Origin of the sequence: Jiella mangrovi (assembly GCF_017815135.1) — a bacterium.
GTDB classification, from domain to species: Bacteria; Pseudomonadota; Alphaproteobacteria; order Rhizobiales; family Rhizobiaceae; genus Jiella; species Jiella mangrovi.
In genome coordinates this window covers 512,677-538,897 of sequence record NZ_JAGJCF010000001.1, presented here as the reverse complement: position 1 = coordinate 538,897, position 26,221 = coordinate 512,677, and the positions used below count along the sequence as shown (strand labels likewise).

The window sequence follows — 26,221 nt, the reverse complement described above, 5'->3', positions numbered from 1 at the left end:
TGAGATGTCGGGCAGCCGCGCGCTGCAGATCCCCCCCTTGTGGGGAGGGGTTAGGGGTGGGGGTACTGCGCTGGCCCCGAGCATGTGCCGATCGGACCCGGTGTCGCCGCTCGTTCCGAGCGCAAACATATGAGGCGGGCTTGATCGAGCGGGCCGGCGCCACGCAGGATGTCAACGGCCACGAGTGAAGGAGAATCCCACAATGACCGACAAGGTTGCCATCGTCACCGCCGGCGGCTCCGGCATGGGCGCCGGCGCGGCGCGGAAGCTGGCGGAAAAGGGGTTTCGCGTCGCGATCCTCTCCTCTTCCGGCAAGGGCGAGGCGCTGGCCAAGGAACTCGGCGGCATCGGCGTTACCGGCTCCAATCAGTCGAAGGACGACGTCCGAAGGCTGGTCGAAACCGTCCATGGCGCATGGGGACGGATCGACGTGCTGGTCAACAGCGCCGGTCATGGACCCCGCGCGCCGGTTCTCGAGATCCCCGACGAGGACTGGCACAAGGGGCTGGAGGTCTACTTCCTCAGCGCGGTAAGGCCGGCGCGGCTCGTCGCCCCGATCATGGCGGAAAACGGCGGTGGCGCGATCATCAACATTTCCACGTTTGCCGCCTTCGAGCCGAGCGAGGTGTTTCCGACCTCGGCGGTTTTTCGGGCGGGATTGGCCTCCTTCACCAAACTGTTTTCCGATCAGTATGCAGCCAAGAACGTGCGGATGAACAACGTCCTGCCCGGCTTCATCGACTCGCTGCCGGAGAAGGAGGCCTTCCGCGAGAAGATCCCGCTCGGCCGCTACGGCCAAGTCGAGGAAATCGCCGAGACGATCGCCTTTCTGGCCTCGGACGGCGCCTCCTATATCACCGGCCAGAATATCCGGGTCGATGGCGGCATCACGCGGTCGGTGTGAATGGCTTGCGGGCCGGCTGTGGTCGTTGAAGAACACTTTTGAGAAAATTGAACCGAGCAGGCATGTGCCAGCACGGATCTGCCGCTCGCCCCGCTGACCGAACATCACATGCCGGGCTTGGCGCAGGCGATCGCAGCAGGCCGGTGAGGTAGCCCGGCGACGGCGGGGCCTCGCCGATCGGAGCTTCAGCCGTGTTCGTCCTTGGCTGCAGGGCTCTTTCGCTGCGATGCTTCCTGCGTTTCGTCCTCATCGGTCAAGCCTGGAAGCTCCTCGTCGCGGCGCCCCCAGCGCGAATGGCGGCGGCTCGTGGCGGCAATGTCGTCCTCGGGCCAGCCATCGTCATTGGCGCCGTCGCCCTCTGACACATCATATCCCCCTTCACGCGCCGACCGATCATCGCGCCGCAATCCTGCCTCGTCTAAGAGGCCGACTTCGCCATTGTCGCCGTTCTCGACCTCTTCCATCTCCTCCAGCGCCGCGTCGAGCACTTCCGGGTCGGTTTCCTGCACGTCGGCCATCGGCTCGGCAAGTTCCGTCTGGGCGAGAGGCTGGGCCGGCTTCTTCGGCGGGACGAGGACCGTCGCCGGGCGGATCCTCAGGCTGGCAATGCGGTTCTTCTCGCGTTTCAGGACGGTGAAGCGCTTGTTGAAGAAGGTGAAGGCCTGGCGCTCCTCGGGGATCGTCTGGGTGGCGTGGATGACGAGGCCGGCGATGGTGACAGCTTCGTCGTCCGGCAGGTTCCAGTCGAGCGCCCGGTTAAGATCGCGGATCGGCACCTGGCCGTCGACGATGATGGAGCCGTCGGCCTCGGTTTTGACGCCCTGCATGTCGACGTCGTGCTCGTCGGCGATGTTGCCGACGATCTCCTCCAGAATGTCCTCCAGCGTGATCAGCCCCTCGACCTCGCCATACTCGTCGACGACCACGGCAAAATGGGTCTTGCGCCTGAGAAAGGCGTTGAGCTGATCCTGCAGCGTGGTCGTCTCGGGCACGAACCAGGGCTTGGCGCAGATCTTCGCGATGTTGATCTTCGACGGATCGTTGTCGACCTCGTGCAGCGCGCGCAGAATGTCCTTGGCGTGGATCACGCCGACGATGTTGTCGTAGTGGGCCCGCCATACCGGCATGCGGGTGTAGGGGCTCTCCAGCACCTGTCGGACGATGTCGGCGGGCGCGTCGTCGGCGTTGATCTGGCGCATCGAGGTGCGGTGGACCATGACGTCGGAGACCTCGAGCTCGTGGAGATCGAGGAGGCCGCCGAGCCGGTTGCGGTCGGCATTGACGAGAGAGCCCTCGCGGTGGAGCACCTCGACGGCGCCGCGCAGTTCCTCATGGGCGGTAAGCAGCGACGCGCCGGAATCGAGACCGAAACCGAAGAGCGACAAGATCCGCCGCACGACCCAGTTCACCGTGGCGGTCGCCGGGCCGATCGCCGCGACGAAGAAGGCGACCGGCCGCGCGACGTTGAGAGCGAAGCCGTCGGGCTTCGCGATCGCTGCGGATTTCGGCAGCACCTCGGCAAAGATCACGACGAGAACCGTCATCGCGACGGTGGCATAGACGACGCCGGTCTCGCCGAACAGGGCGATGAAGGCGGTCGTCGCCAGCGACGAGGCGAGGATGTTGACGAGGTTGTTGCCGATGAGAAGGGTGCCGATCAGCCGGTCCTTCTTCTCCAGAAGACGCTCGACGATGCCGGCTCTGGCGTCGCCGTTCTTCTCGTAGCTCATCAGACGCGCCCGCGACACCGCGGTCAGTGCGGTCTCCGAGCCGGAGAAGAAGGCCGAGATGCAGATGAGGACGAGGACGATGCCGAGATAGATCCAAAGCGTCGTGGTCATTGGGGGAGTTCTTCATCGAGGAAGTGTTCAACGTCGGCGCGGTCCACGTCCCTGGCGACGAAGGCTTCGCCGATGCCGCGGGTGAGGATGAAGGTCAGGCGGCCGCGCGAGACCTTCTTGTCCTGGGCGATCGCTTCGATCAGCGCATCGCGCTCCAGAGTCGGGCCGGGGATGTCGGAAATTTTCGTCGGCAGGCCGGCGGTCTTCAGATGCGCCGCGACACGGCCGGCATCCTGGCCTGAACACAGGCCGAGCTTGACCGAGAAGCGGTGCGCGAGCGCCATGCCGATCGCGACCCCCTCGCCATGGACGAGGCGCGCCGGATCGTAGGAGACCGCGCGCTCCAGAGCATGACCGAAAGTATGGCCGAGATTGAGAAGTGCGCGCGATCCGTGCTCCCGCTCGTCGGCCGCCACAACGGCGGCCTTCGCCTCGCAGGCCGTGGCGATCGCCTCGGCCCGCTCCTGCCCGCCGGAGAAGATCGCGCCGCGATGCTTCTCGAGGAACTCGAAGAAGTCCGGCCGGTCGATCAGCCCGTATTTGACCACTTCGGCATAGCCGGCGGCAAATTCGCGCGGGGAAAGCGTGTCGAGGAGCGCGATATCGGCCAGAACGAGGACCGGCTGATGGAAGGCGCCGACGAGGTTCTTGCCGCGTGCCGTGTTGATGCCGGTCTTGCCGCCGACCGACGAATCCACCTGGGCGAGCAGCGTCGTCGGGATCTGGACGAAGCGGGTGCCGCGCTTGACGATGGCGCTGGCAAAGCCGGCGAGATCCCCGATCACGCCGCCGCCGAGCGCGATCACCCCATCGCCGCGTTCCAGCCTTGCGGCAAGGATCGCATCGACCGTTTGCTCCAGATGGGCGAACGACTTGGTCGTCTCGCCAGCCGGCAGCGTCAGCGCGGAAAATTCGACGCCGGCGCTGGTCAGGGCAATTTCCAGCCGCGTCAGATAAAGGCTCGCCACCGTTTCGTCGGTCACGACGACGGCCCGTGCGCCGGCAAGCCGGGCGGCGAACTCTTCGCCGGCCCGGTCGAGCAGACCTTCGCCGATGAGGATGTCGTAGGAGCGCGCGCCGAGGCAGACCTCGACCCGGCGCTCCTTGTCGACCCTGGCCGCCGCGTGAAGGGCAGGGGTCGGGCGTGGCGCGGAGCCGGGCGTGTCGGCCTTTGCCTGCGATTTCATGGGGTTCGACCTTCGTGGAGGTATCTGTCCAGCGCCGCGACCAGTTCTGCCGCAATCACCTCCCGCTTCGCCGCGCGGGACGTCACGGTCAGATTGGCCTTGGCGTAGATGGGATAGCGCTTTTCCATGAGTTCGTGCATCACCTTTCTTGGATCCGACGCCTTCAGCAGCGGGCGGCCGGCCCGGCGCGCCACGCGTTCCATCAAGGTGTCGAGATCGGCCTTCAGCCAGATCGTCACGGCCTTGTCGGAAAGGAGCTGGCGCGTCTCAGCGTTCATATAGGCGCCTCCACCGGTGGCGATCACCCGCGGTCCTTCCTGCACGAGCCGTGCGATCACCCGGGCCTCGAGCGAGCGGAACTCGGGTTCGCCATAGGCCTCGAAGAGTTCGGCGACGCTCATGGTCGAGACGTTCTCGATCTCCGCGTCGCTGTCCACGAAGGGCAGCGACAATACGGTCGCCGCCCTGCGGCCGACGGTCGTCTTGCCGGCACCCATCAGGCCGACGAGCACGATCGGCCTGCCGGCGAGCCGCTCGCGGATCGTCGTGTCCTTGTGTCCCGCAGTATCGCCGTCCATCCGTCCGATCGTTCCTCCGCTCGCCGAAGCCAGGCTCCAGCCTTGCACGTTCGCTCCCGTGAAGGCATTCACACGCTTATCGACTTGCGTCTTTCCTCATTCCCACTAGAAGCGGGCCTTGCTCGAGATAGAGTCCGCCAGAAGCCGATGCCGACACTCGTACGCCTCCTGACGATCCTCGCCGTCATTTTCGGCACCATCTACGGCATCATGGCCGCGCTCGTCTACTTCGTCGAGCCGACGCGCACGCAGGTCACGGTTCCCGTCACGCTGCCGGAGCCCGAAGCCGCACCTCCCGCTGAAGATCCGGATGGGCTTTCGGAGCTGAGGCCATGACCGGCGCGGCTTCGAAGGGCGCCTCGGCCGCGCTGCGCCAGCGCCCGACGGCGGGTTTCGAGGCGGAAGCCTTTCTCGAGATGATGGCGGTCGAGCGCGGCGCCGCGCAAAATACGCTCGACGCCTATCGCCGCGATCTCGAGGATGCGGGCCATCATTTTCTCGGCCGGGGCACGTCCCTGCGGGACGCGGACACCGATGCGATCCGCGGCTATGTCGCAGCGCTCGCGGCGGAGGGGCTGGCCGAATCGAGCCGCGCCCGGCGGCTCTCGGCGCTCCGCCAGTTCTACCGCTTTCTTTATGTCGAAGGGCATCGCGGCGACGACCCGACGGGCCCGATCGAGGGCGCGAAGAAGAAGCGGCCGCTGCCCAAGGTGATGAGCGAGGAGGAGGTCGATCGCCTGCTCGATCTTGCCGCCGCCGAGGCCGCAACGGACCGGCTGTCGTCTTCGGCGAGGCTGCGCGCGGCCCGTCTTCACGCGCTCGTCGAGCTTCTTTATGCGACGGGACTTCGCGTGTCGGAGCTCGTCGCCCTGCCGCGCTCCGTCCTGCGGGCGACGGGGCAGGCGATCGTCGTGAAGGGCAAGGGCGGCAAGGAACGGATGGTGCCGATCGGCGAGGCGGCGGGCGATGCGATGCGTCGTTATGCCGACGTCGCCGGAGAGCCGGGGCGAAAGCTCGAGGGAAACGGGCGGTTCCTGTTTCCGGCTGCCTCCGAGACCGGCCATCTCACCCGTCAGGCCTTCGCCCGCGACCTGAAGGCGCTTGCGGCGAGGGCAGGGATCACTGCCGCGAAGATTTCGCCGCATGTCCTGCGCCATGCCTTCGCCAGCCACCTTCTGAAGCACGGGGCCGATCTTCGCGCGGTGCAGGAGCTGCTCGGCCACTCGGACATTTCGACCACCCAGATCTACACCCACGTTCTGGAAGAGCGCCTGATCCGCCTCGTCACCGACCACCATCCGCTGTCGCCGTTGAGCCGGGATTGACGATGCACGCATCGCTTCCTTGACATTCAACCGGCCCATCGCCAGTTTGCGCCGCGAAGAAGTCCCGCCGCACAAGGGCGGCACGCCTGCGCCGCGAGGGCCGCCAAGCGCTCGCCCTGCCGTTGGCGCTCAACCCCTTTCGCCCTCTCTGGACGGCCGCCGCCGTAGGACGCATGCACAACTATCTGGAATTCGAAAAACCGGTCGCCGATCTGGAAGGTCAGATCATCGAATTGAAGAAGATCGAGACCGGCGAGGACGCGGTCGACGTGCACGACGAGGTCGAGCGACTGGAAAAGCGCTCCCGCGACGCGCTCGAGGATCTCTACAAGAAGCTGACCCCCTGGCAGAAGACCCAGGTGGCAAGGCATCCCGACCGGCCCCACTGCGTCGACTATGTCGCCCGGCTGATCACCGATTTCGTGCCCCTGGCGGGCGACCGCTACTATGCCGAGGACCATGCGGTGATCGCCGGCTTCGGGCGCTTCGACGGCCAGTCCGTCGCGGTGATCGGTCAGGAGAAGGGCTCGGACACCCAGACCCGGCTGAAGCACAATTTCGGCATGGCCCGGCCCGAAGGCTATCGCAAGGCCGTACGGATCATGGAACTTGCCGAGCGGTTCCAGATCCCGGTGCTGACGCTGGTCGACACCGCCGGCGCCTATCCCGGCATCGGCGCGGAAGAACGCGGCCAGGCCGAGGCGATCGCCCGGTCGATCGCCGCCTGCCTCGATCTGGAAGTGCCGATCGTCTCGCTGGTCATCGGCGAGGGCGGCTCTGGCGGCGCGATGGCCATCGCCGCGGCCAATCGCGTCCTGATGATGGAGCACGCGATCTACAACGTGATCGCGCCCGAGGCCGGCGCCTCGATCCTTTACCGCGACGCGGCCCGGGCCCGTGACGTCGCCCAGGCGATGAAGATGACCGCGCAGGACCTGATGGGCTTCGGCATCATAGACGCCATCGTCGAGGAGCCGCTCGGGGGGGCGCATCGCGGCAGCGAAGCGGCGATCGACGCCGCCGGCAGGCATATTCGCGCGGCTTTTGCGGAACTTGGCGGTCTCGAGGGAAGCGCGCTTAAGCGCCAGCGGCGTGAAAAGTTCCTCGCGATTGGTCGTAATCTCTGAGCATAGTGGCAGCCCCGCCACAGGCCACAGCTTCCATTCCCCATCGTCATTTGACAGAATGTCGCCATCGTCTTCCGGCATGGTGCGACGATGGGGCGCAAAGGGGTGCGCCCCGCGAGAGGGGAACCACGGCGGGCGGGCAACTGGTTTACGCCCGCTTAAGAAAATCGTGAGAAACTCTCGCCAAGCAGGCGTCGTGACGGCTCGTTGACGGGGCAATCCAGGACGCGATGAACGATGGCCGCATACGGGCTGTCATTCGAGAGGGGCGGTGGGCAAATTGCTGCTCGCCGAAGGCGATTGGGGACTTTGGGATGTTCGTCCGACGTATCGTGACGGGTGCGGCCTTGGCCGCGCTGATGACCGTTTCCGCTTGCAAATACGAAGATCTGGCTCCCGAGAACGCGCCGCTTCCGCCGGATCTCGTGCGCGCGATCAATGCCAACCACATGGGCGTCAATTCGCCGATTCTCGTCCGGCTCTTCAAGGAAGAGTCGAATCTGGAAATCTGGAAGCAGAAGACCGACGGCACCTACGCGCTGTTGAAGACCTATCCGATCTGCGCCTGGTCCGGGAAGCTCGGCCCGAAGAAGAAGGAGGGCGACCGTCAGGCGCCCGAGGGCTTCTACACGGTGACGCCGGCGCAGCTCAATCCGAAATCGAGCTATCACCTGGCGATCAACATGGGCTATCCCAATGCCTACGACCGGGTGAACGGGCGTACCGGCAAGCATCTGATGATCCACGGTTCGTGCAATTCGTCGGGCTGCTACGCCATGGACGACGAGCAGGTGCAGGAGATCTACTCACTCGCCCGCTACTCCTTCGACGGCGGCCAACGCGCCTTTCAGATCCAGGCCTATCCCTTCCGCATGACGCCGAAGAACATGGCCCGGCACAAGAACTCCGAGCATTACGCCTTCTGGCAGATGCTGAAGAAGGGCTCGGACTATTTCGAGACCACGCATCGGCCGCCGAATGTCGGCGTGTGCGAACGCGGCTACATCTTCGACCAGACCGCCGAGACCGTCGCCGGCCTTTCGCCGGCCGGACCGTGCCCCGCTGTCGAACTGCCGCAGGTGGTGGCGGCGAAATATCAGTCCGACGAAGCCAAGGCGCAGGAGATCGCAGCGCGGATGGCCCCGAGCGAGTTCGCGACATCGACGACCTTTTCCTATCGCACCGGCCAGCCGATCACCGCCGAGGCCTATGCCCAGGAGCAGCATCGCCGCGAGGGCTATGACCGCGACGGCAAGCGCATCGGCCCGAAGGGCGGCTCGGTCTTCAGCCTGTTCGAATAGGCAAGCGTAAGCGCGGCCCCAACGCTCGAGGCCTTGCGAGACGACGATCGACAGTTTCAGGAGGGGGCCGGTCACCAGACCGGTCCCTTTGCTTTTCCTGTCGATCAGCCGGGCGAAATCGGCGCCGCACCGAAACCGGCATCTCGGCCTGCGGCCATCCGGCCTACGGCATCGGCCTGAAAATCGGAATCGACTTTCGGATGGCACGATGGGCAGATTCAGCCACTTCGAGCGTCCTTTCCGCGTTCATTCTCGCTGCGCCGGGCGAAACAGTAGAATCCGGTTTTTCGATAAGCCGGCGCGCCAGATAGAAACTACAGCATCAGCCGATGCTAAGTTATCGCCCGATGCTGTAGTGCGCGGTCCAATGCTCGAGCGCCGGCCACGGCTTGATCGAGAAGGCGCACCATCCGACGCTTCATCATTCTCGGGCCCCGTCCCGAGAGTCCATAAACGTTCGACACAACAGAAGCTTAATCGGTGCACTGGATGCTCGGGACGGGGCCCGAGCATGACGATCGCGTTTTGAGCGAGCGCCTGATCTCGGGGTGAGCTGCCTTCGTTATGTGCCGTCCGACGAGGCCGTGGTGTACTGCGGCGTCCAACAGGACGCAGGGCGCCCTAAACAGGATAGGCAGGATCCGCGCGAGCGTTGGGCCGGCCGTTCTCCATCGCTCCGCCCCATCGAGCGGCGAGAGGCTCGACGCCCTGATCCGCGATCATGAAATCCAGTTGGACCGCACTACGTCATCAGAATTGTTATGATCCGGAATCATAATATACTGTGATCTTATTGATCAGATCAAGAAGTATTAGATTAGATATACGGCAATTTAAGGAAAAAAGAATACGGTTGCTTCGCTTTAGCCGAGGGAATCGATCTGATGGAAAAAGTCGAACAGTCAGGATCACGCCTCGCGTGGCTGGATACGCTGCGCGTGATGGCCGGCGTGTCGATCCTGATGATGCACGCAGCTTCCGGGCCTGACGGTCAGCCATTTCCCAGCATCGAGCCCGATGGGCGGGCCCTGACGGTCATCCTGAACACGATCTTCTACACCGCCCGAACCGAGCTGTTCATGTGCATCTCGCTGTTCGTCCTGTTGCGATCCCAGGATCGCAAGTGTCGCCCATATGGCGAGACAACTGCCAGCTATGCGCGCCGGCTGCTGGTCCCCTTCGCGTTCTGGGTCTGCGTCTATGCGGCCGGCAACATGTTCAAGGGATGGAACCTCGGTTATTCCCAGTATCTGTGGCGCGACTGGCAATATACCGAAGAATGGCTCGGCTACTTCCTGCTCGGCGACGTGAAACTTCACATGCACTTCCTGCCGACGCTGTTCGCGCTCGTCTTGATGTATCCGGTCTATCGCATCGCCATCCGCTATCCCTGGCTCGGCCTCCTCGCGATTCCGCTGATCCTCGGCCGGCACGAGCTGAACCAGTATGTCTACAGCAACTTCTACGAGGACAAGACGGCGGTGCAGTATCTGATCCGCGCCAGCCGCATCGTGACCTGCACGGCCTATGGCTTCGTCGCCGCCGCCTGCTGGGGCATCCTGAAACGGGCGCCGTCCTTGTGGATCCGCCGGGCCATTATGTGGACGATGATCGTGGGCTTCGTCGGGCTCGCCTCGATCAAGGGCATGCAGGCCGTGGCGATCATCGAGACGGGCAACTGGCAGTACAATTATCCGAATGCCTGGATTGCCAATCTGGCGATGCCGGCGATGCTGTTCGTCATCGTCATGCTGGCCCCGATACCCTGGCCGGCCTGGATCTCCCGCCTCGCGCCCTACAGCTTCGGCATCTATCTCGTTCATCCGCTGGCCCTCGATATCTGCCTCATCGTGGTCGGCAAGGAGGTCACCAATCCGTCGCTCTACGTCGTCTGCAAAATGGCGTTCACCCTGGCCTTCTCGATCGCTTTGACGGTGTTCTTGAGCCGTCAGAAGTATCTGGCCTGGACGGTTGGCCTGGGTGGCATGCACACCAGCAAGGCCAAGGGCGTCGACCGGCAAAGGCCGCTGGGTGCCGTCCCCGCCGGCACGGCAACGCAAAGCGCCTGACGAAAAAGGACCGCCCACTGCCACCAGCAAACATAGCCGATGCATGAAGGGGCCGCCCGCGAGGGTGGCCCTTTCTCGTGTCGGGGGAGGGTGCGAGAGGCGCGTCCGCTCTCTCCAGGGCTTGCGAACGGGCATCGAGCGGCGAAGCTGTAGCGAGCGCCGGCGCGGCAAGCGTGAGAGTGCGCGCCAAGGTCCCCGGGCCATTCCGGCCATTCTGACGAAGCGCAGCTTCGTGACGCAAAACCGTGGCTAGGGGGAGGCCGTGGCTGCGGCGAGGAGCGTCATTTCGGGGTGGGTGACTTAGCCGTCTCCCCTGTCTTCCGCCATCCTAAGCGGCGTTACACCGATCTGCTTCAGCGAAGGGCTCGCCGGGGTCGCTGGCTTTCGGAACTCGCGATGATGCGGGCAGCGCCCGGATCGAGACCGCCGGGGCCCGCCCTTCGCAGGCTGATCAAAACGTTTGTCAGATATGGGGCCCCGATCCTCGCACCAACGTGCTGCGGCGAGCATCTTTGCGCCGCCGATCGACCCAATGCCGGCTTCGGGGTGGGGAAAGGGTGGATGCCGCTCGAAGCAAGAGCGTCGGCCGCTCGATCACAGATCGGCATCGCGGCCGACCCAGCGCTCGTCACCGCCGTGCCGATCGACGCCGCAGGCCGCGAGCGTGAAAGCCGGATGGCGGCGTCGCCCGGCCGGGCGAGACCGCTTAGAGCGCCGTGCGTCCGAATGGACGCACAAAGGACGCTCTAACCTATTGAATCACCGCATCGTGCTTTCTAAAAATCGATTCCGATTTTTGGGCCGATGCTGTAGTCGCGGCCAAGTCCGGCGAAGGTCCGGGGATGGCCTCTGGAACAACGGGCTCAGACGTTCGTGGAGATGGCAGGCGCCACCTTCGAGGGTGTCAGGTCGATCCGCAGGCAGGTCGCATACCGGTTCCGCGCCGCCCGGCGGTACGTGGACGCCTCCGCGCGGAATGCCGAACCATCGATGACGCGCCGTGCCGGGCGCCCTTTCAAAGGCTGCGGCGCACCCGGCAGCACCGGTCTGCCTTGCCTCAACTCTCAGTCTCGGCAGCCTTCTTGCCTTTGGTGGCCTTCTTCTTCGCCCCAGCCTTGGCCTCTTCCGCCTTCGATTTCGCTCCGTCCTTAGCTTTGCCCGACGTTTTCGCTCCGGCCTTGGCTTTCGCCTTGGCGGATTTTTTCTTGTCCGTGGTCTTCGGCTTGGCCTTGTCGGTCTTCTTTTTGGCGGCGTCCTTGGCTTTGCCTGACGATTTCGCTCCGGCCTTGGCTTTCGCCTCGGCGGATTTTTTCTTGTCCGTGGTCTTCGGCTTGGCCTTGCCGGTCTTCTTTTTGGCGGCGTCCTTGGCTTTGCTCGACGATTTCGCGCCGGCTTTGGCTTTCGCCTTGGCGGATTTTTTCTCGTCCGTGGTCTTCGGCTTGGCCTTGCCATTCTTCTTCTTGGCGGCGGTCGTTGCCTTGTCGGACTTTTTCGCGCCGGCCTTGGCATTCGCCTTGGCGGATGTCTTCTTGCCTGTCGATTTCGCCGTGCCGCCCTTTTTCTTCTTCGACGAACCTTTCTTGGCGCTGGCGGATTTCTTCTTCTGCGACGCTCCTTGAGCGCTCTTTCCGGTCCACTGGCTCGTCACTTTGCTGGCATAGGCCTTGGCCAGCTCCACCGACGGCAGTTCGAGCCGTTTAAAATCGACGGCGATCTTCTCACCGGTTTTCACCGTGATCGGCTCGCCCTCGAAGGGGGTGACGGTGCACAGCTTCGCCTCCCGGTCGCAGACCACGTCGACGCGATCCTCTGCCATGGCCTGGTTGATGCCGAACGCGGCCGAGCCGTCGGGAAGAATGCGGTAGTTGCGGCCACCGACGACGCCGATCTGGTATTCGCCCAGCAAGCCATGCGCCGAGAAATCGCTGGCGACCGATGCCCCGGGGGTGAACGGCTTGGCGATGTCGTAGAGCTCGACCCGGGCGTCCGAAGCGGCCGCCGCTCCGCCTGTGAGGAGCAGCGCGCACAAAGTGAAAAATGCCGCGATCCAGCGCTTGGAACAGAGCATCTCAGGCCCCCTTGTCATGCTGCAGCAGCGGGCCGAACTGCCGGTAGGCGAGGCTCGCCAGGATGATGGCGTTGTTGTTGCAGGTGGTGGACGAGTTCGGCGAACCGTCGAACTCGTAGCGGCCCTCCTTCCAGCCCTTTTCGGGCTGGGCGAGATCTTCCAGCGAGGCGATCAGTTTCGTGGTGTATTCGGTCTCGAAGAGAGCGTGCCATCCGAAGGCCGCCTTGGTGCTGATCGTCCGCAGGTCGTCCATGCGGCTGCCGTCGAGGCGCATCACCGCCCAAGGATCGCCGTCGCCCCACACCGTCGAATAGGTGAAATACGGCTTGACCGAGATGTGGCCCTCGCTGACGGCGGTGAACTGGCCGGTGTCCCTGTAGCGCTGCTCCTGGGCCCGGTAGACATTGGAGGCGAGCCGCAGCGAGGTGGTGTCGAAGCCGAAGTCGAGCCCGCGCAGGACATAGGGCTCGCTCGTTGCGAAAGACGCAGAGCCATTGCCCAGATGGCGGTCGTCGACGGGGATGTCGATGCCGCCGACGGTCTGCAAGGTCAGGTGCCGATACGCATCGGCGGCCTTGCTTGCGTCGAGGCCGAACAGGATCATCGCCTTGGCTCCGTATTGTTCGTAGCCGACCCGGCCTTCCTGCAGGAAGATGGTTTTTCCCCGGCTCTTGGATTTGCCCTTGCCGGTTTCCTTGCGCACGGCGCTGCCGATCAGTTCCCCGTTCTGCACGAGGGCCTCAAGGTCCCAGCGATCGATGATCGCTGCGATATCGGGCGCATGCTCGGGATGGGCGAGCTTGAGGTAGGCGAGGGGCGCGAGCAGGTGCCCGATGTCGAGCGCCGACCAGCCGAGCCCGCGCTTGTCGGGCTTGTTGGCATAGGTGCTCATCTTCAGCGTGCGAACGTTATATGCCTTGTTCGGCAGACGCCCCTCGAACAGCTCCATCGTCTTCAGACTTTGAAACGCGCCCGAAAGGCGCCGATGGAATTCGGCATCGTCGATGATCGCCAGCTTGTGGGCCGCGATCAGCCCGACGAGATAGGAGGCGGTGTCCCACATCGTCGTCGAGGGATATTTGTTGGCGGCGTTGACGAGCAGGGTCTTGGAATTGGTGTTGTTCTCGAAATAGCGCCAGGCGATCCGGGCATACTCCATTTCCCTTTCCGTCAGGGCCCGATGGGGCGCGAGGCGCATCGGCTCGATCGCGGCGATCCTGGCCTCGATGCGCGGCGCGGGTCTGGGAACGGGCGGATTGTTCAAACTGCCGGCCATACTATCCTCGCGGACGAGAACCCCCGACACGGTGACGAAAACTCCCCCGACAAGGATGGCCTGGCTGCGGCCGCGTTTCAGCGTGTCGAGAAGGTTCAAGCTTCGTCTCCGTTATTCTGGGCGAGCGGCCTGACAGGCGCAAAGGCGACGCTGGGGAGGGCGTGGATGGGGCCGGGCCGATGGCCTCGGCGGGCGGTGCTTCGCAGATGGGGAGCAGCGCCTGGCGAAGCGCTCGGGAGGCCATCACCGGCAAAGGCTTGCCGGTGATGTCTTCGAGACGGCCGATCATGAGGCAATCGGTCCGGTCCGTGCCGGCGCTCCGGCCGGCATTGCCGGGCTCTCAAGCCTGCGGCTCCAGGGCAGCGGGCCGAGGCCGATGGTCCAGGCAAGCGCCGGGATCCGCGACAGGCCGTAGGCGACGCCGTGGGAGCCGGCGGCAACCAGGCTGAATTTGAGGAGCACCGTCGCGGCCGGGGTGAGCTGCAGGCCGAGGCTCGCGACCGAGACGTCGAAGACGTCGATCACCATCGGATGCACCAGATAGATGCCGAAGGTGAATCTGGCGAGACGGCTCCAGACCGGCGACCAGGCCTCATGCTGCAGGCCGAGGAAGACGGTGAACACGGCGAGCGGCATCAGGAAGTGGGCGAAGAAGCCCCAGCCGGTGCGGTGGCTCCATGCGCCGGTCTCCATCGCCGCCAGATTGTGCGGCAGGGTGGCGAGAAGCAGGAAGAAGACGAAGAACAGTGCCGTGCGCGACAACAGGCGGGACTCGCCTCGCGGGATGCCCTGCTTGAAGAGGCCGAAGATCGCGAAGGCGGCGATGCCATAGCCGACATAGGCGAAGATCTTGATGGCGCGCACGAGATAGCTGCGCAGCATCGGATCGTCGACATGGCCCCACAGATAGCCGTGCATGTAGCCCATCATTCCCAGCATCGGGATGATGGCGAGACCCAGCATCGGATAGCGCATCGCCGATCGCATCACCGGATAGAACAGCATCAGCGCGAAAAGCGTCGGCAGGAAGTGCATGTGATATTGCGACGAGCCGATGATGAAGTTCGAGGCCCAGCGCGACGGATCGAGCCACTGATCGACGATGGCGTGGGAATAGCCGAAAGCCGATGCCTTGAAGATCTTGAACAGGGCATAGAACACCGCCCAGAAGGCGAACGGGATCAAAAGCCGTTTCATCTGCTCGCCGATCGCCGCGCGATAGGTCGGCTGCCGGCGATCGAGCTTGAAGGCAAACAGGAACAGCGAAAAGACGAAGAACATCTCCGAGCCGGAAAGCTCGCCGATCGCCCGCAGCATCACTGGCACGACCCGTTGTTCCGGGTCGGCCTTGACGAAAGCCTTGCCGACAGAGTCCGTCGTCGTGTGAATGAGCACGACGCCGAAGGCCGCGATCACCCGGTTGGCATCGAACCAGGTCATGCGTCCGCCATTCGGCCCGGGCGACTGGACGTGGATGTTCATGGCCCGCTTCCTCAGTTGCCCGGGTTGGAAACCTGCGCTGTCGCGTCGAGCGGCTCGGCGCGGACGCTTCTGCGGCGAAGATTGGCGACCGAACACTGAGTCGCGCCGATTTCCTGGCCGTTGTTCACCGGCCTGCAGATCTGGAAGTTTTCGACGGTGACTTCCGGCTGCGCGAGCTCCTCGGGCGTCTTCGTGGGCTCCGGCAGGCAGCGCTTCTTGCGCACGTTGCGGTTTTCGAAGGCCGTGTCCCAGACCTGCGTGTCGGTGTTCTCGTATCGAAGGATCGGACCCTGCGCCTTGAACAGGAGGGCGGCGAGGATGATGCCGTTGTTGTTGGCCGTCTGCAGCGGGATCTTGCCGCTGCCATCCTCGTAGAGCCCTTCATACATGCCCTTTTCCGGGTCGTAGAGATCAGCGATCAGGTCGAACAGGCGATCGGTGTAGTCGGTCTTCCACAGCGCCCACATGCCGATCGCCGCCTTGCCGGAAACGGCGGCGCGGGTCGGCTGATAGGCGCCCGACGGCTCGACGGTGTTCCAGGCGTAACCATCGGCGAAGATCGTGTCGTAGACGAAGTACGGGCTGCCATTGACCTGATGCTCGGAGCGGGCGGTCATGATGCCGGTCTCCTCGAAGCGCCGCTCCTGCGCGAGATAGACCCGCGAGGCGAACTCGGCACGCCAGCCATGGCTGGCGACGTCGCCGCCCGTGTTCTTGTCGTTGGCCTCGTCCCAGCCCATTTCGAGCCCGTCGAGGAGATAGGACTCCATCAGGACCGAGTTCTTGGTCTGGAAGACGCGCGGATCGCGCGGATCGTAGGGGACGTCGACGCCGTAGATGTTGGTGAAGGCGTAGGGCACCGGGCTTTTGGCCTTGGCGACGTCGAAACCCCAGAGCGCGAAGCCCTTGGCGGCATATTCCTCGTAACCGAGGCGGCCTTCCTGCAGGTACTTGACCTTCTTGGTCTTCTTGTTGACCATCGCGCCGACGAGGCCGCCTTCCTCGTCGATGACGTTGCAGAAGTTCCAGCCGAGCACGATGTTGTCGATGCCGTTGGCAAGATAGGGGTAGCGTTCCTTGAGGATGCGCATCCAGACGAGAAAGCGGCCGATATCGAGGGCCGAATAGCCGATCTCGCCCTTCTTGTTGGCGTAGTTCACCTTCTCGCCGGTCTTGGCGTGATACACCTTGTTGGGCAGTTCGCCCCGGAACAGCTCGAGATTGCGGATGGTCGCGATGAGCTTGAAGGCGCGGTCGTCGAAAGCGCGCTTGTCGATGATGCCGAGTTCATAGGCGGCGACGAGAGCGCCGATGTAGGAGGCCGTGTCCCAGAGCGTCGTCGAGGGGAAGGCGCCGACCGAATTGGCGAGGCCGGTCTCCTCCTGATAGGCATAGACGAAATACTGCCAGGCGGCGCGGGCCGTCGCCATCTCGCGCTCGGTCAGGGGGCCGTGACGCCCCATCGAGCTGGTCGCAGAGGTTTTTGTCTCGACAGGGCCGCCGATCGCGGCAGGGCCACTCGTGGGAAGCATCACCGCAGCGAGAATCGCGCAGGCACTTACGGCAGCTCCGATCTGGAAAATTCTTTTCGATTTCATTTGATACCACCGTCGCTTGGGACTGGCGCCAGTGATAAACAAAAGCCTATAAACAAACGTCAAAGACTAGGGTAACTTTTGAATGTAGATCAGATCCTGATATTTTAAAGCCAGTTTATTTTATAAATAATTGGCCGAACTTTTGCGTTTTATAGCAATATATTCGATTGCGAGCTCCATTTCGTCGAGGCGACGAATATCTTTATTATCGTATGGTTACGAAATATATTTGACGGAGCGCTGCTTTACAAAATCCCAACCATTCTTCGCCAACAGATTTCCCTGCGGGTGATGCCTGCGATCTTAAGGGTAATCCGGACGTGCCAGGGGAAGCGAAGATGCCTTCGTCGCGCAACTGCGCCAGAATGGCGCTCATCGGCGCCGCAAGCAATTTCAGGGCACTTTGCGCCAGCTTGTGGAACCGGGTTGCGCTCGTTTTGACCGCTGCTCTCCTTGCGGTCGTCTGGGTGCTGCCGGCGCTCGCCGTCGAGCGGGGCACGGTCTTCGAGGCACGCCGCATGCCGAGCCGGATCCTCGGCAAGGATGTCGCCTACACCGTCTATCTCCCGCCCAAATACGAGCAGTCGAACCGCCGCTACCCCGTCGTCTATCTCCTGCATGGCGGCTGGGGCGGCGGCAACGAGGACTGGTTCCGCCACGGCGGCGTCGATCATATCCTCGACAGGATGATCGCCAGTGGCGAGCTTCCGCCCCTGATCGCCGTGACGCCGGAGGGGCGCCGGGACGAGGCGGACGAATTCTACACCTATTACATGAACGACGCCGATGGCGGCTATCGCTGGAAGGACATGTTCCACCAGGAGTTCATCCAGCATGTCGAGCGGACCTACCGCGTCATCGCGGGCAGATCCGCCCGCAATGCGATCGGCCTGTCGATGGGAGGCTATGCGGCACTCGCCTATGCCTTCAAGGATCCGGAGCTTTTCGCCAGCGTCGCCGTCCTCAGCGGGGCCATTCGAACCGACTGGCAGGTCGCCTATCTCGATCAGGCCGGCTATGACCGGCGCTTCGGCAAGGCGTGGGGCATGGGTCTCGAGGGCAAGGAGCGCCTGAACGAGCACTATCGTGCCAATTCCGTCTTCGAGCTCCTCAAATCCTTCGTGCCCGCCGCCGAAAAACCGACGCAGTTCTATTTCGATTGCGGCGCCGATGACGTGTTCTTCGCTGGCAACGCCGCGCTGCACATCAAGATGCGCCAGCGCGGCATCGAGCACCGGTTTCAGATCCGCGAAGGCAGGCACGAATGGCCGTATTGGCGAAAGACGGTGCCCGATGCGCTGCGTTTCGTCGCCGACAGCTTTCGGCGATAAGGCGAGCAAGGGCGCAGCTGCCAGCCAGCGTTTTCAGGGGTGGCGCGCTGCCGTCGCGCAAATTTGTGCGGTTTGGTCGACCCTGCCTTACTATCTGTCACGGCGAGCGGTCATCGCGGATGCGCTGATCGTGCGTATGTCGCAATATCAATACGTCACCTATGCAAACCGTCACGCGGTGCTCAAGCCCGCTTTAGAGCGCCGTGCGTCCGAACGGACGCACAAAGGACGCTCTAACATCTTGAATCACCGCATCGTGCTTTCCAAAAATCGATTCCGATTTTTGGGCCGATGCGGTAGCCTGCGGCATGAGTGATGACGTTTTCGGGCAGTTGACCCTCCAGCCGGTTGGCCGCCTGCTCATCGCTCACGTCAGCCGCTCGCCATGGCGAGTCGCGGCGGTGCACCGATGGCGTGGCTTGCGTCTTCAATATGTGGAAATCTGCGGTTCGAAAAGCCCGTATGATGATCTCGCGGCTTCTGCAAAGACGGCTCGAAGGCGTGCCCCACTTTGACGCCCGACGCTTTTATGTCGACGGGCGGGGTCGGTAAGTGCGTCTTAGGGGTATGTTTATCGATCTCACCAGGTACGTGGCCGGGAACGCCGTACCGGGCTGAAACCCGTCAGCTCGGGCAAAATGGCGGCGACGGTATCAATCCTGGGCGGCCGGCACGTCGGTCCCCCTGAGGGCGAGGTATTCGCTCGCGATGGTCACGGCTTCTTCAACGAAGGCCTCGTCCTCCATCGGCGCGAGTGCGACGGCGCGGCGGCCCGGGTCGATATGGCCGGCATACATCGCGGAAAGCTGGTCGAGCATGATACGGCAGCATCTTTCGGGGTCGGACCGGCCGATCTCATCCTTGCGGGCGATGATATGCTTCAAGGCAATTTCTCGCCCCCAGACCATGGTCCTGGCGAAATTTCGAACGAATTCCGGCTGATCGGTCGCGACGGCACCGGTTGCATAGCGCGCCACCAGCTGGTGTCTCAGGGTCGAGACGGAGACCTCGAGATAGACGCGGATGATGTCGCGGACCGTGCTGCCTTCAAAGTAGGCGGGATCTTCAAAGCCGCTGTAGAGTGACTGAAAGAACTCCAGCGTCCGCTGGCTGAGGGCGATGAAGATCGCCTGCTTGTCGCGGAAGTGATGGTAGACCGAGCCGACGGAGACCCCGGCGCGCGCGGCTATCGCGGCGATCGTGGCAGCGTCCGCTCCCCCATCGAGAATCAGCGTTTCCGCAGCGTCCAGCAGCGTTTCGTGGGTTTTCTTGCTCCGCCGCTGCTGCGCGATGCGCTGCCAATGTTTCTCGACGACTGCGGATTTTTCCAATGGAGCGGCTAACCTGAATCATGATTTGGTTTTTGATCTTGACAGCTTACGGTCGGTAAAATACCGAATACGAATTCGGATTTTTGTCTTATCCTCCGTCCAGGCTGCGACTATAGGCCGAAATTCAGATATTCGCGCGGCAGTTTTGTGGAAATGCGCGCACCGTACAGAACCCATCGAGGCATCAGCGGAAGCTCTCCACGATGTCTCTTCGAATGGGCGAGGCTGCTGGATCGCGCGGACACACCGGGCGGCACGGGCCGGGCCTGTCGTCTACGAGGCTGTTTCATGGTCGTTGTGACGATTGGCCGGGTGACCGCTCTTGCAGCATGCCCCTCGCTTCTCTCAAAAGGCTGAACCTGACATGAAACCGGTCACCACCACACAAGATCTCACACTGGTCGGCACCGCAGCGGTCGGCGTTTCCGAGGATCCAAACACGCCCCCCGTCGCCGCAAACGATGCGCTGACGACCGACGAGGCGAGCGTTCTGACCGGCGATGTTCTGGCCGACAACGGCAATGGCGCGGATTATGATGCCGAAAGCGATCCGCTGACCGTCGTTGCGGTGAATGGCGTCGAGACCGCCGTCGGCTCGGTCGTGACGCTGCCGTCCGGCGCGCTTCTGACGGTCAACGCCGACGGGACGTTCAGCTACGACCCGAACGGCGCCTTCGATTATCTGCCCGGCATCGCTTCCGGCGCCGCCAACACGACTGCGACCGACAGCTTTACCTACACGATCGCCGATGGGAACGGCGAGACGGAACCCGGCACGTTCGCCGCGACGCTGAATCTCAACTCCCTGGACGGCACCAACGGCTTCAGACTCAATGGTGTGGACGGTCGCAGCGGTCGCTCGCTGGATACCGTCGGCGACGTCAATGGCGATGGTATCGACGACTTCGTCATCGGATCAAGCAATGCCGACGGAGGTGTTGGTGCGAGCTATGTCGTCTTCGGGACGGCCGAAGGTTTCGATGCGACACTGGAGCTTGCCGACCTCGACGGAACCAACGGCTTCAGAATTACCGGCAGTCAGCTGGGGCAGGCGCACACGGCCGGTGACGTCAATGGCGACGGCATCGACGATATTTTCGTCACGGGTCGCGGTAATTCGAGCTATGTGGTGTTCGGTACAGCCGAAGGATTTAACGCGACGCTCGACCTGTCTTCGCTCGATGGGACGAACGGCTTTCAACTCACCGGAGGTGACAGCGACGTCGCATCTGCCGGCGACGTCAATGGCGACGGCATCGACGACCTCATCGTCGGCGACGGTGGTGGAGACAATAACGGATCCAATTCCGGCTCGAGCTACGTTCTTTACGGCACGACATCGGGCTTCGATGCGACCCTCGACTTGACCGCGGTCGACGGGACGAACGGTTTTCGTGTCGATGGCGCCGCGGCCGACGACCGCGCTGGCGACGTGGTGGGCGGAGCCGGCGACGTCAATGGTGACGGCATCGATGATTTCCTGATCGGCGGATCCGACTCCAGCTATGTGGTGTTCGGCTCGCAGGACGGTTTCGACGCGACGACTGACCTTTCGACGCTCGACGGCACCAACGGCTTCCGCATCGACGGCGGCTCGAAGGTCACATCGGCCGGGGACGTCAATGGCGATGGCTATGACGATGTGATCATCGGCGACCCCTTTGCCTCGAACGCCGCGGGTGTGGCATCAGGCGTGAGCTATGTGATTTACGGCGGCGCCGAGGGCTTCGATGCGACGCTCGATGTGTCCTCGCTGGACGGGACGAACGGTTTCCGGATCGACGGGCTCGGCGACGGCGACCGTGCTGGCAATGGGGTATCTTCAGCCGGCGACGTCAATGGGGACGGTATCGACGACTTTCTCATCGGCGTCTTTGGCGCCGACAACAGTGGTGGCAATTCCGGTTCGGTCTATGTCGTCTTCGGCAACGAGGACGGTTTCGGGGCGAGTTTCGACGTCGCTTCCCTCGACGGCACCAACGGCTTCCGCATCGACGGGCGCAGCGGTGGTCACAAGGCCAGTACGGTCGCGGCTGCCGGTGATGTCAACGGCGATGGCGTCGACGATCTGATGGTCGGCGCTGCGGATGCGGGCAGCGCCGGCGAGAGCTATATCGTCTTCGGACGCCAGAACTGGGTGCCTTACGTCGACGATGCGACCGTGACCGTGACCGTCACCGGCATCGACAGCGACGGCGACGTCTTGCTCGGCACGAACGGAAACGACACGATCGACGGCGGCGTCGGCGACGATACGATCAACGGGCGCGGCGGCGACGACACGCTCGCCGGGGGGAGCGGCAACGACGTCATCACGGGTGACGCTTCCGGTATCCTGTACGATCCGGCGAACAGCGGCAACGATTCGCTCGAGGCCGCGACTTCGCTCGATGGGCTGTTCGTCCTTGGAGAAAACGTCAATATCGACCAGGCCACGACCGTACCGCACGTGACCGTCGACGGGACGGGTGATGGAACGGTGAAGTATTACGCCGTCACCATCTCGCAAGTCGGGGCCGAGCTCACTCTCGACGTCGACTTCGCCTCGGGAGATGGCGGAACCTTCGACAGCTGGATCGAGCTCTACGACGCGGCCGGGAATCGGATCGCCTATGATGACGACAGTTCGATCGGCGACGGAGCGGGGGGGAGCACGAGCGGCCTTGATTCTTATCTGCGGACGACCATCGCAGAGCCCGGCGTCTACTATATCGCTGTTGGTCGATATTACGAACTGAGCAACATTCCCGCTGGCGGGACGTTCCAGTTGCAGGTCTCGCTCGAAGGGGCCGATGTCGGAGAGGCCGGCAATGACACGCTCGACGGTGGCAGCGGCGACGACACGCTGAGTGGCGGTCTCGGCGCCGATACGCTGACCGGCGGCGAGGGGGCCGACGTTTTCGACTTCGACAGCGTCGAGGATACCGGCATGTCGGCGGCAAGCCGTGACGTCATCACCGATTTCGAGCAGGGCTCGGACCTGATCGATCTGGAGGGCATCGACGCGCTGACGACCCTTGACGGGACCCAGCACTTCACCTTCGTCGGCACGGGCCAGCACACCGGCGACGGGGCGACGCTGCGCTATATCCATGTCGGCGGCAACACGCTCATCTACGGCGATGTGGATGGCGACGGCGGCGGCGACTTCTCCATTCAGCTCACCGGTCGCCACGACCTGACGGCGGCGGACTTCACCGATCTGACGATCGACACCATCCGTGGGGCCGACGCCGCCGAGACGATGGCCGGCACCGATGGAGATGAGACCCTTCTCGGCCTCGGGGGCAACGACACGCTGCAGGGGCTCGGCGGAGATGACGTTCTGACCGGCGGGCTCGGCGGCGACAGATTGACCGGCGGCGAGGGCGCGGACGTCTTCAACTTCGACAGCGTCGCGGAGACGGGCATGGCGGCGGCAAGCCGCGACGTCATCACCGATTTCGAGCAGGGCTCCGACCTGATCGACCTGGAGGGCATCGACGCGCTGACGACCCTGGACGGGACCCAGCACTTCACCTTCGTCGGTGAAGGCCAGCACACCGGCGACGGGGCGACGCTGCGCTACATCCATGTCGGCAACAACACGCTCATCTATGGCGATGTGGATGGCGACGGCGGCGGCGATTTCTCCATTCAGCTGACCGGTCGCCACGACCTGACGGCGGCGGACTTCACCGACCTGAGCATCGATAGCGCCCAGCTTGTGGGGACCGAGGCCGGAGAGACGCTCAGCGGCAGCAATGGCGATGACACCCTTGCCGGCCTCGGCGGCGACGACACGCTTCAGGGGCTTGCCGGAAATGACGTTCTGACCGGTGGGCTTGGCGCCGACACCTTGACCGGCGGCTATGGCGCGGATGTCTTCAACTTCGACAGCGTCGCGGAAATCGGCTTCGGGGCAGGAAGCCGTGACGTCATCACCGATTTCGAACAGGGCTACGACCTGATCGATCTGGAGGGCATCGACGCGCTGACGACCGTGGATGGTCTTCAGCACTTCACCTTCATCGGCGGGGCCCAGCACACCGGCGACGGGGCGACGCTACGCTACATCCATGTCGGTGGCAACACGCTGGTCTATGGCGATGTGGATGGCGATGGCGGTGGCGATTTCGCCATCGAGCTGACCGGCCTCTACAATCTGAGGGCGGCGGACTTCACCGATCTGACAATCGACGCCATTCAGGGAACCAGTGCCGGCGAGACGCTCAGCGGCACCGATGGAGACGAGACCCTTATCGGCCTCGGCGGCGACGACACGCTGCAGGGGCTTGGCGGATATGACGTTCTGACCGGCGGGCTCGGCGCCGACACCCTGACCGGCGGCGAGAGCCCGGATGTCTTCAACTTCGACAGCGTCGCGGAAATCGGCCTCGAGGCAGGAAGCCGTGACGTCATCACCGATTTCGAGCTGGGCATCGATCTGATCGATCTCGGAGACGTCGATGCGCTGACGACCATGGACGGGATCCAGCACTTCACCTTCGTCGGCACGGGAGAGCATACCGGCGACGGGGCGTCGCTGCGCTATGTCCAGGAGGATGGCAACACGCTCGTCTACGGCGATGTGGATGGCGATGGCGTCGATGATTTCGCCCTGGAGCTGACCGGTCTCCACGACTTGACGGAGGCGGACTTCACCAGCCTGAGCATCGACAGTGTCCAGCTCGAGGGAACCGAAGCCGGCGAGAGGTTGCTTGGCAGCTATGGCGATGACACCCTCGGCGGCATGGGAGGTGACGACACGCTGATCGGCGGTCTTGGCGCCGATACTCTGACCGGCGGCGAGGGCGCGGACGTCTTCGACTTCGACAGCGTCGAGGAGACCGGCATGTCGGCGGCAAGCCGCGACGTCATCACCGATTTCGAACAGGGCTCCGACCTGATCGATCTGGAGGGCATCGACGCGCTGACGACAGTGAACGGCCTTCAGCACTTCATCTTCGTCGGCACAGGCCAGCACACCGGCGACGGGGCGACGCTTCGCTACATCCATGTCGGCGGCAACACGCTCATCTACGGCGATGTGGATGGCGACGGCGGCGGCGATTTCTCCATTCAGCTCACCGGTCGCTACGACCTGACGGCGGCGGACTTCACCGACCTGACGATCTACGCCATCCAGGGGACCGATGCCGGCGAGACGCTGGCCGGCACTGATGGCGACGACTTCATTCTCGGCCTCGGTGGCAACGACACGCTCGACGGTGGTAGCGGCAACGACACTCTGGTCGGCGGCCTCGGTGCCGACATTTTGACGGGCGGCACCGGCTTTGATGCCTTCTACTTCGGCAGCGTCGCGGAGATCGGCATGGCGGCGGGAAGTCGTGACGTCATCACCGATTTCGAACAGGGCTCCGACCTGATCAATCTGTCGCACATCGACGCGCTGACGACCCTGGATGGTCTTCAGCACTTCACCTTCGTCGGCACTGGCCAGCACACCGGCGACGGGGCGACTCTTCGCTACATCCATGTCGGCGGCAACACGCTGGTCTACGGTGATGTCAACGCAGATGGCGGCGGCGACTTCGCCATCCAGCTGACCGGTCTCTACGACCTGACAGCGGCCGACTTCACCGAACTGAGCATCGCAAACGTTCTGCTTCAGGGGACCGATACCGGCGAGACGCTGCTCGGCACCGATGGTGACGACAGCCTTCTCGGCCTCGGGGGGGACGACACGCTCGACGGCGGCCTTGGCAACGACACGCTGACCGGCGGCCTCGGCGCCGATACGCTGATCGGCGACCTCGGCGCTGATACGCTGACCGGCGGCGCGGGGGCGGACGTCTTCGTCTTCGACGGCGTCGCGGACACGGGCATGGCAGCGGCAAGCCGTGACGTCATCACCGATTTCGAACAGGGCTCCGACCTGATCGATCTGGAGGGCATCGACGCGCTGACGACCGTGGATGGCCTTCAGCACTTCACCTTCGTCGGTGAAGGCCAGCACACCGGCGACGGGGCGACGCTTCGCTACATCCATGCCGGCGGCAACACGCTCATCTACGGCGATGTGGATGGCGATGGCGGCGGCGACTTCTCCATTCAGCTGACCGGTCTCTACGATCTGACGGCGGCGGACTTCACTGATCTGACCATCGACGCCGTCCAGGGAACCAGTGCCGGCGACGTGCTGACCGGCAGCGACGGAGTCGAGGCCCTTCTCGGCCTCGGTGGCAACGACACGCTTCAGGGGCTCGGCGGAGATGACTTCCTTTCCGGCGGGCTCGGCGTCGACACTCTGACCGGCGGCGAGGGCTCGGACATCTTCGACTTCGAAAGCGTCGCGGAAATCGGCATGGCAGCGGGACGCCGTGACGTCATCACCGATTTCGAACAGGGCGTCGACGTGATCAATCTGGATGCCATCGACGCGCTGACCACGGTTGACGGCAATCAGGACTTCACCTTCATCGGCGAGGCCCAGCACACCGGCGACGGGGCGACGCTGCGCTACATCCACGTCGGCGGCAACACGCTGGTCTACGGTGATGTCGATGCCGATGGCGGCGGCGACTTTGCGATCGAACTGACGGGTATCTACGACCTGACGGCCGAGGATTTCCTCGTCCTGTAACGGCTCGCGACGCTCGGCTAAGCGACGTGGGTTTCAGCTAGCTCGTCTTCGCCGGAAACGCTCGAAGCAGAGATCGGCGGCCGGCCTGGCATGATCGGCGTCAGGCCCGCATCGCACTCGCCGAAATCCTCCCCGAGAAACGCTTCGGGAACACACCCTTGATCTGCATGTCGCACAGACAGGCCGAAGCTGGAATCCAGAGACCCTGGTCCAGACG

At 63.6% G+C, this 26,221-nt stretch carries 16 protein-coding genes and 1 pseudogene; 9 read left to right on the top strand and 8 right to left on the bottom strand.

What is annotated here, in order from left to right; genetic code table 11:
* Positions 1-202: 202 nt before the first annotated feature.
* The gene (locus J6595_RS02540; RefSeq protein WP_209592853.1) at positions 203-904 is read left to right on the top strand and encodes an SDR family oxidoreductase; all 702 of its coding nucleotides are present in this window, start codon (positions 203-205) and stop codon (positions 902-904) included.
* Between the two features lie 581 nt (positions 905-1,485).
* Here the strand turns inward: J6595_RS02540 and J6595_RS02535 are convergent.
* The 3 genes and pseudogenes from J6595_RS02535 to J6595_RS02525 form a co-directional block, all read right to left on the bottom strand.
* A pseudogene (locus J6595_RS02535) lies at positions 1,486-2,745 on the bottom strand (HlyC/CorC family transporter); the annotation flags it as partial.
* Positions 2,742-3,932 (bottom strand): 3-dehydroquinate synthase, encoded by a 1,191-nt coding sequence (gene aroB, locus J6595_RS02530; protein ID WP_209592852.1) that lies wholly within the window; start codon positions 3,930-3,932, stop codon positions 2,742-2,744. The gene aroB and the pseudogene J6595_RS02535, both read right to left, overlap by 4 nt.
* On the bottom strand, positions 3,929-4,510 hold the full coding sequence (locus tag J6595_RS02525) for a shikimate kinase (protein WP_209592851.1): 582 nt from the start codon (positions 4,508-4,510) through the stop codon (positions 3,929-3,931). Before J6595_RS02525 ends, aroB begins: the two co-directional genes overlap by 4 nt.
* Positions 4,511-4,657: 147 nt before the next feature.
* Here J6595_RS02525 and J6595_RS02520 point away from each other — a divergent pair, with 147 nt between their 5' ends.
* The 5 genes from J6595_RS02520 (at position 4,658) to J6595_RS02500 (ending at position 10,332) form a co-directional block, all read left to right on the top strand.
* Entirely contained in the window at positions 4,658-4,846 is a 189-nt protein-coding gene (locus J6595_RS02520) for a hypothetical protein (protein ID WP_209592850.1), read from the top strand.
* An 80-nt stretch (positions 4,847-4,926) separates the two neighbouring features.
* A complete protein-coding gene (locus tag J6595_RS02515) occupies positions 4,927-5,835 on the top strand; it encodes a site-specific tyrosine recombinase XerD (RefSeq protein WP_245197581.1) in 909 nt (302 codons plus the stop codon).
* Between the two features lie 173 nt (positions 5,836-6,008).
* Entirely contained in the window at positions 6,009-6,962 is a 954-nt protein-coding gene (locus J6595_RS02510) for an acetyl-CoA carboxylase carboxyltransferase subunit alpha (RefSeq protein ID WP_209592848.1), read from the top strand.
* A gap of 314 nt (positions 6,963-7,276) precedes the next feature.
* The gene (locus J6595_RS02505) at positions 7,277-8,263 is read left to right on the top strand and encodes a L,D-transpeptidase family protein (RefSeq protein WP_209592847.1); all 987 of its coding nucleotides are present in this window, start codon (positions 7,277-7,279) and stop codon (positions 8,261-8,263) included.
* Between the two features lie 884 nt (positions 8,264-9,147).
* A complete protein-coding gene (locus J6595_RS02500) occupies positions 9,148-10,332 on the top strand; it encodes an acyltransferase (protein ID WP_209592846.1) in 1,185 nt (394 codons plus the stop codon).
* A 1,057-nt stretch (positions 10,333-11,389) separates the two neighbouring features.
* On the opposite strand, the gene J6595_RS02495 is transcribed toward J6595_RS02500, so the two are convergent.
* The 4 genes from J6595_RS02495 to J6595_RS02480 form a co-directional block, all read right to left on the bottom strand.
* Positions 11,390-12,400 (bottom strand): hypothetical protein, encoded by a 1,011-nt coding sequence (locus J6595_RS02495; protein WP_209592845.1) that lies wholly within the window; start codon positions 12,398-12,400, stop codon positions 11,390-11,392.
* 1 nt (position 12,401) lies between these two features.
* Positions 12,402-13,775 (bottom strand): DUF3131 domain-containing protein, encoded by a 1,374-nt coding sequence (locus tag J6595_RS02490; RefSeq protein WP_209592844.1) that lies wholly within the window; start codon positions 13,773-13,775, stop codon positions 12,402-12,404.
* 186 nt (positions 13,776-13,961) lie between these two features.
* Complete coding sequence (locus J6595_RS02485) at positions 13,962-15,158, bottom strand: acyltransferase (protein WP_209592843.1); 1,197 nt, start codon at positions 15,156-15,158, stop codon at positions 13,962-13,964.
* A gap of 11 nt (positions 15,159-15,169) precedes the next feature.
* Positions 15,170-16,621, bottom strand: a complete 1,452-nt coding sequence (locus J6595_RS02480) for a DUF3131 domain-containing protein (protein WP_209592842.1) — start codon at positions 16,619-16,621, stop codon at positions 15,170-15,172.
* Positions 16,622-17,094: 473 nt separating this feature from the next.
* Between J6595_RS02480 and J6595_RS02475 the strand changes: the two genes are divergently transcribed.
* Both J6595_RS02475 and J6595_RS02470 read left to right on the top strand, forming a co-directional pair.
* The gene (locus J6595_RS02475) at positions 17,095-18,087 is read left to right on the top strand and encodes an alpha/beta hydrolase (RefSeq protein ID WP_209592841.1); all 993 of its coding nucleotides are present in this window, start codon (positions 17,095-17,097) and stop codon (positions 18,085-18,087) included.
* Positions 18,050-18,403, top strand: a complete 354-nt coding sequence (locus tag J6595_RS02470; RefSeq protein WP_209592840.1) for a hypothetical protein — start codon at positions 18,050-18,052, stop codon at positions 18,401-18,403. Before J6595_RS02475 ends, J6595_RS02470 begins: the two co-directional genes overlap by 38 nt.
* Positions 18,404-18,740: 337 nt before the next feature.
* Here J6595_RS02470 and J6595_RS02465 read toward each other — a convergent pair whose 3' ends face one another.
* Positions 18,741-19,418, bottom strand: coding sequence for a TetR/AcrR family transcriptional regulator (locus J6595_RS02465; protein ID WP_209592839.1), 678 nt, complete (start codon positions 19,416-19,418; stop codon positions 18,741-18,743).
* 364 nt (positions 19,419-19,782) lie between these two features.
* On the opposite strand from J6595_RS02465, the gene J6595_RS22425 reads away from it, so the two are divergent.
* Positions 19,783-26,004, top strand: coding sequence for a M10 family metallopeptidase C-terminal domain-containing protein (locus tag J6595_RS22425; RefSeq protein WP_245197538.1), 6,222 nt, complete (start codon positions 19,783-19,785; stop codon positions 26,002-26,004).
* Positions 26,005-26,221 lie beyond the last annotated feature (217 nt).

Excerpts from the sequence above, each read along its gene's own strand:
- J6595_RS02540 (WP_209592853.1), top strand. The coding sequence starts at position 203 with ATGACCGACAAGGTTGCCATCGTCACCGCCGGCGGCTCCGGCATGGGC.
- aroB (WP_209592852.1), bottom strand. The coding sequence starts at position 3,932 with ATGAAATCGCAGGCAAAGGCCGACACGCCCGGCTCCGCGCCACGCCCG.
- J6595_RS02525 (WP_209592851.1), bottom strand. The coding sequence starts at position 4,510 with ATGGACGGCGATACTGCGGGACACAAGGACACGACGATCCGCGAGCGG.
- J6595_RS02520 (WP_209592850.1), top strand. The coding sequence starts at position 4,658 with ATGCCGACACTCGTACGCCTCCTGACGATCCTCGCCGTCATTTTCGGC.
- J6595_RS02515 (WP_245197581.1), top strand. The coding sequence starts at position 4,927 with ATGATGGCGGTCGAGCGCGGCGCCGCGCAAAATACGCTCGACGCCTAT.
- J6595_RS02510 (WP_209592848.1), top strand. The coding sequence starts at position 6,009 with ATGCACAACTATCTGGAATTCGAAAAACCGGTCGCCGATCTGGAAGGT.
- J6595_RS02505 (WP_209592847.1), top strand. The coding sequence starts at position 7,277 with ATGTTCGTCCGACGTATCGTGACGGGTGCGGCCTTGGCCGCGCTGATG.
- J6595_RS02500 (WP_209592846.1), top strand. The coding sequence starts at position 9,148 with ATGGAAAAAGTCGAACAGTCAGGATCACGCCTCGCGTGGCTGGATACG.
- J6595_RS02495 (WP_209592845.1), bottom strand. The coding sequence starts at position 12,400 with ATGCTCTGTTCCAAGCGCTGGATCGCGGCATTTTTCACTTTGTGCGCG.
- J6595_RS02485 (WP_209592843.1), bottom strand. The coding sequence starts at position 15,158 with ATGAACATCCACGTCCAGTCGCCCGGGCCGAATGGCGGACGCATGACC.
- J6595_RS02480 (WP_209592842.1), bottom strand. The coding sequence starts at position 16,621 with ATGGGGCGTCACGGCCCCCTGACCGAGCGCGAGATGGCGACGGCCCGC.
- J6595_RS02475 (WP_209592841.1), top strand. The coding sequence starts at position 17,095 with ATGCCTTCGTCGCGCAACTGCGCCAGAATGGCGCTCATCGGCGCCGCA.
- J6595_RS02470 (WP_209592840.1), top strand. The coding sequence starts at position 18,050 with ATGCGCTGCGTTTCGTCGCCGACAGCTTTCGGCGATAAGGCGAGCAAG.
- J6595_RS22425 (WP_245197538.1), top strand. The coding sequence starts at position 19,783 with ATGAAACCGGTCACCACCACACAAGATCTCACACTGGTCGGCACCGCA.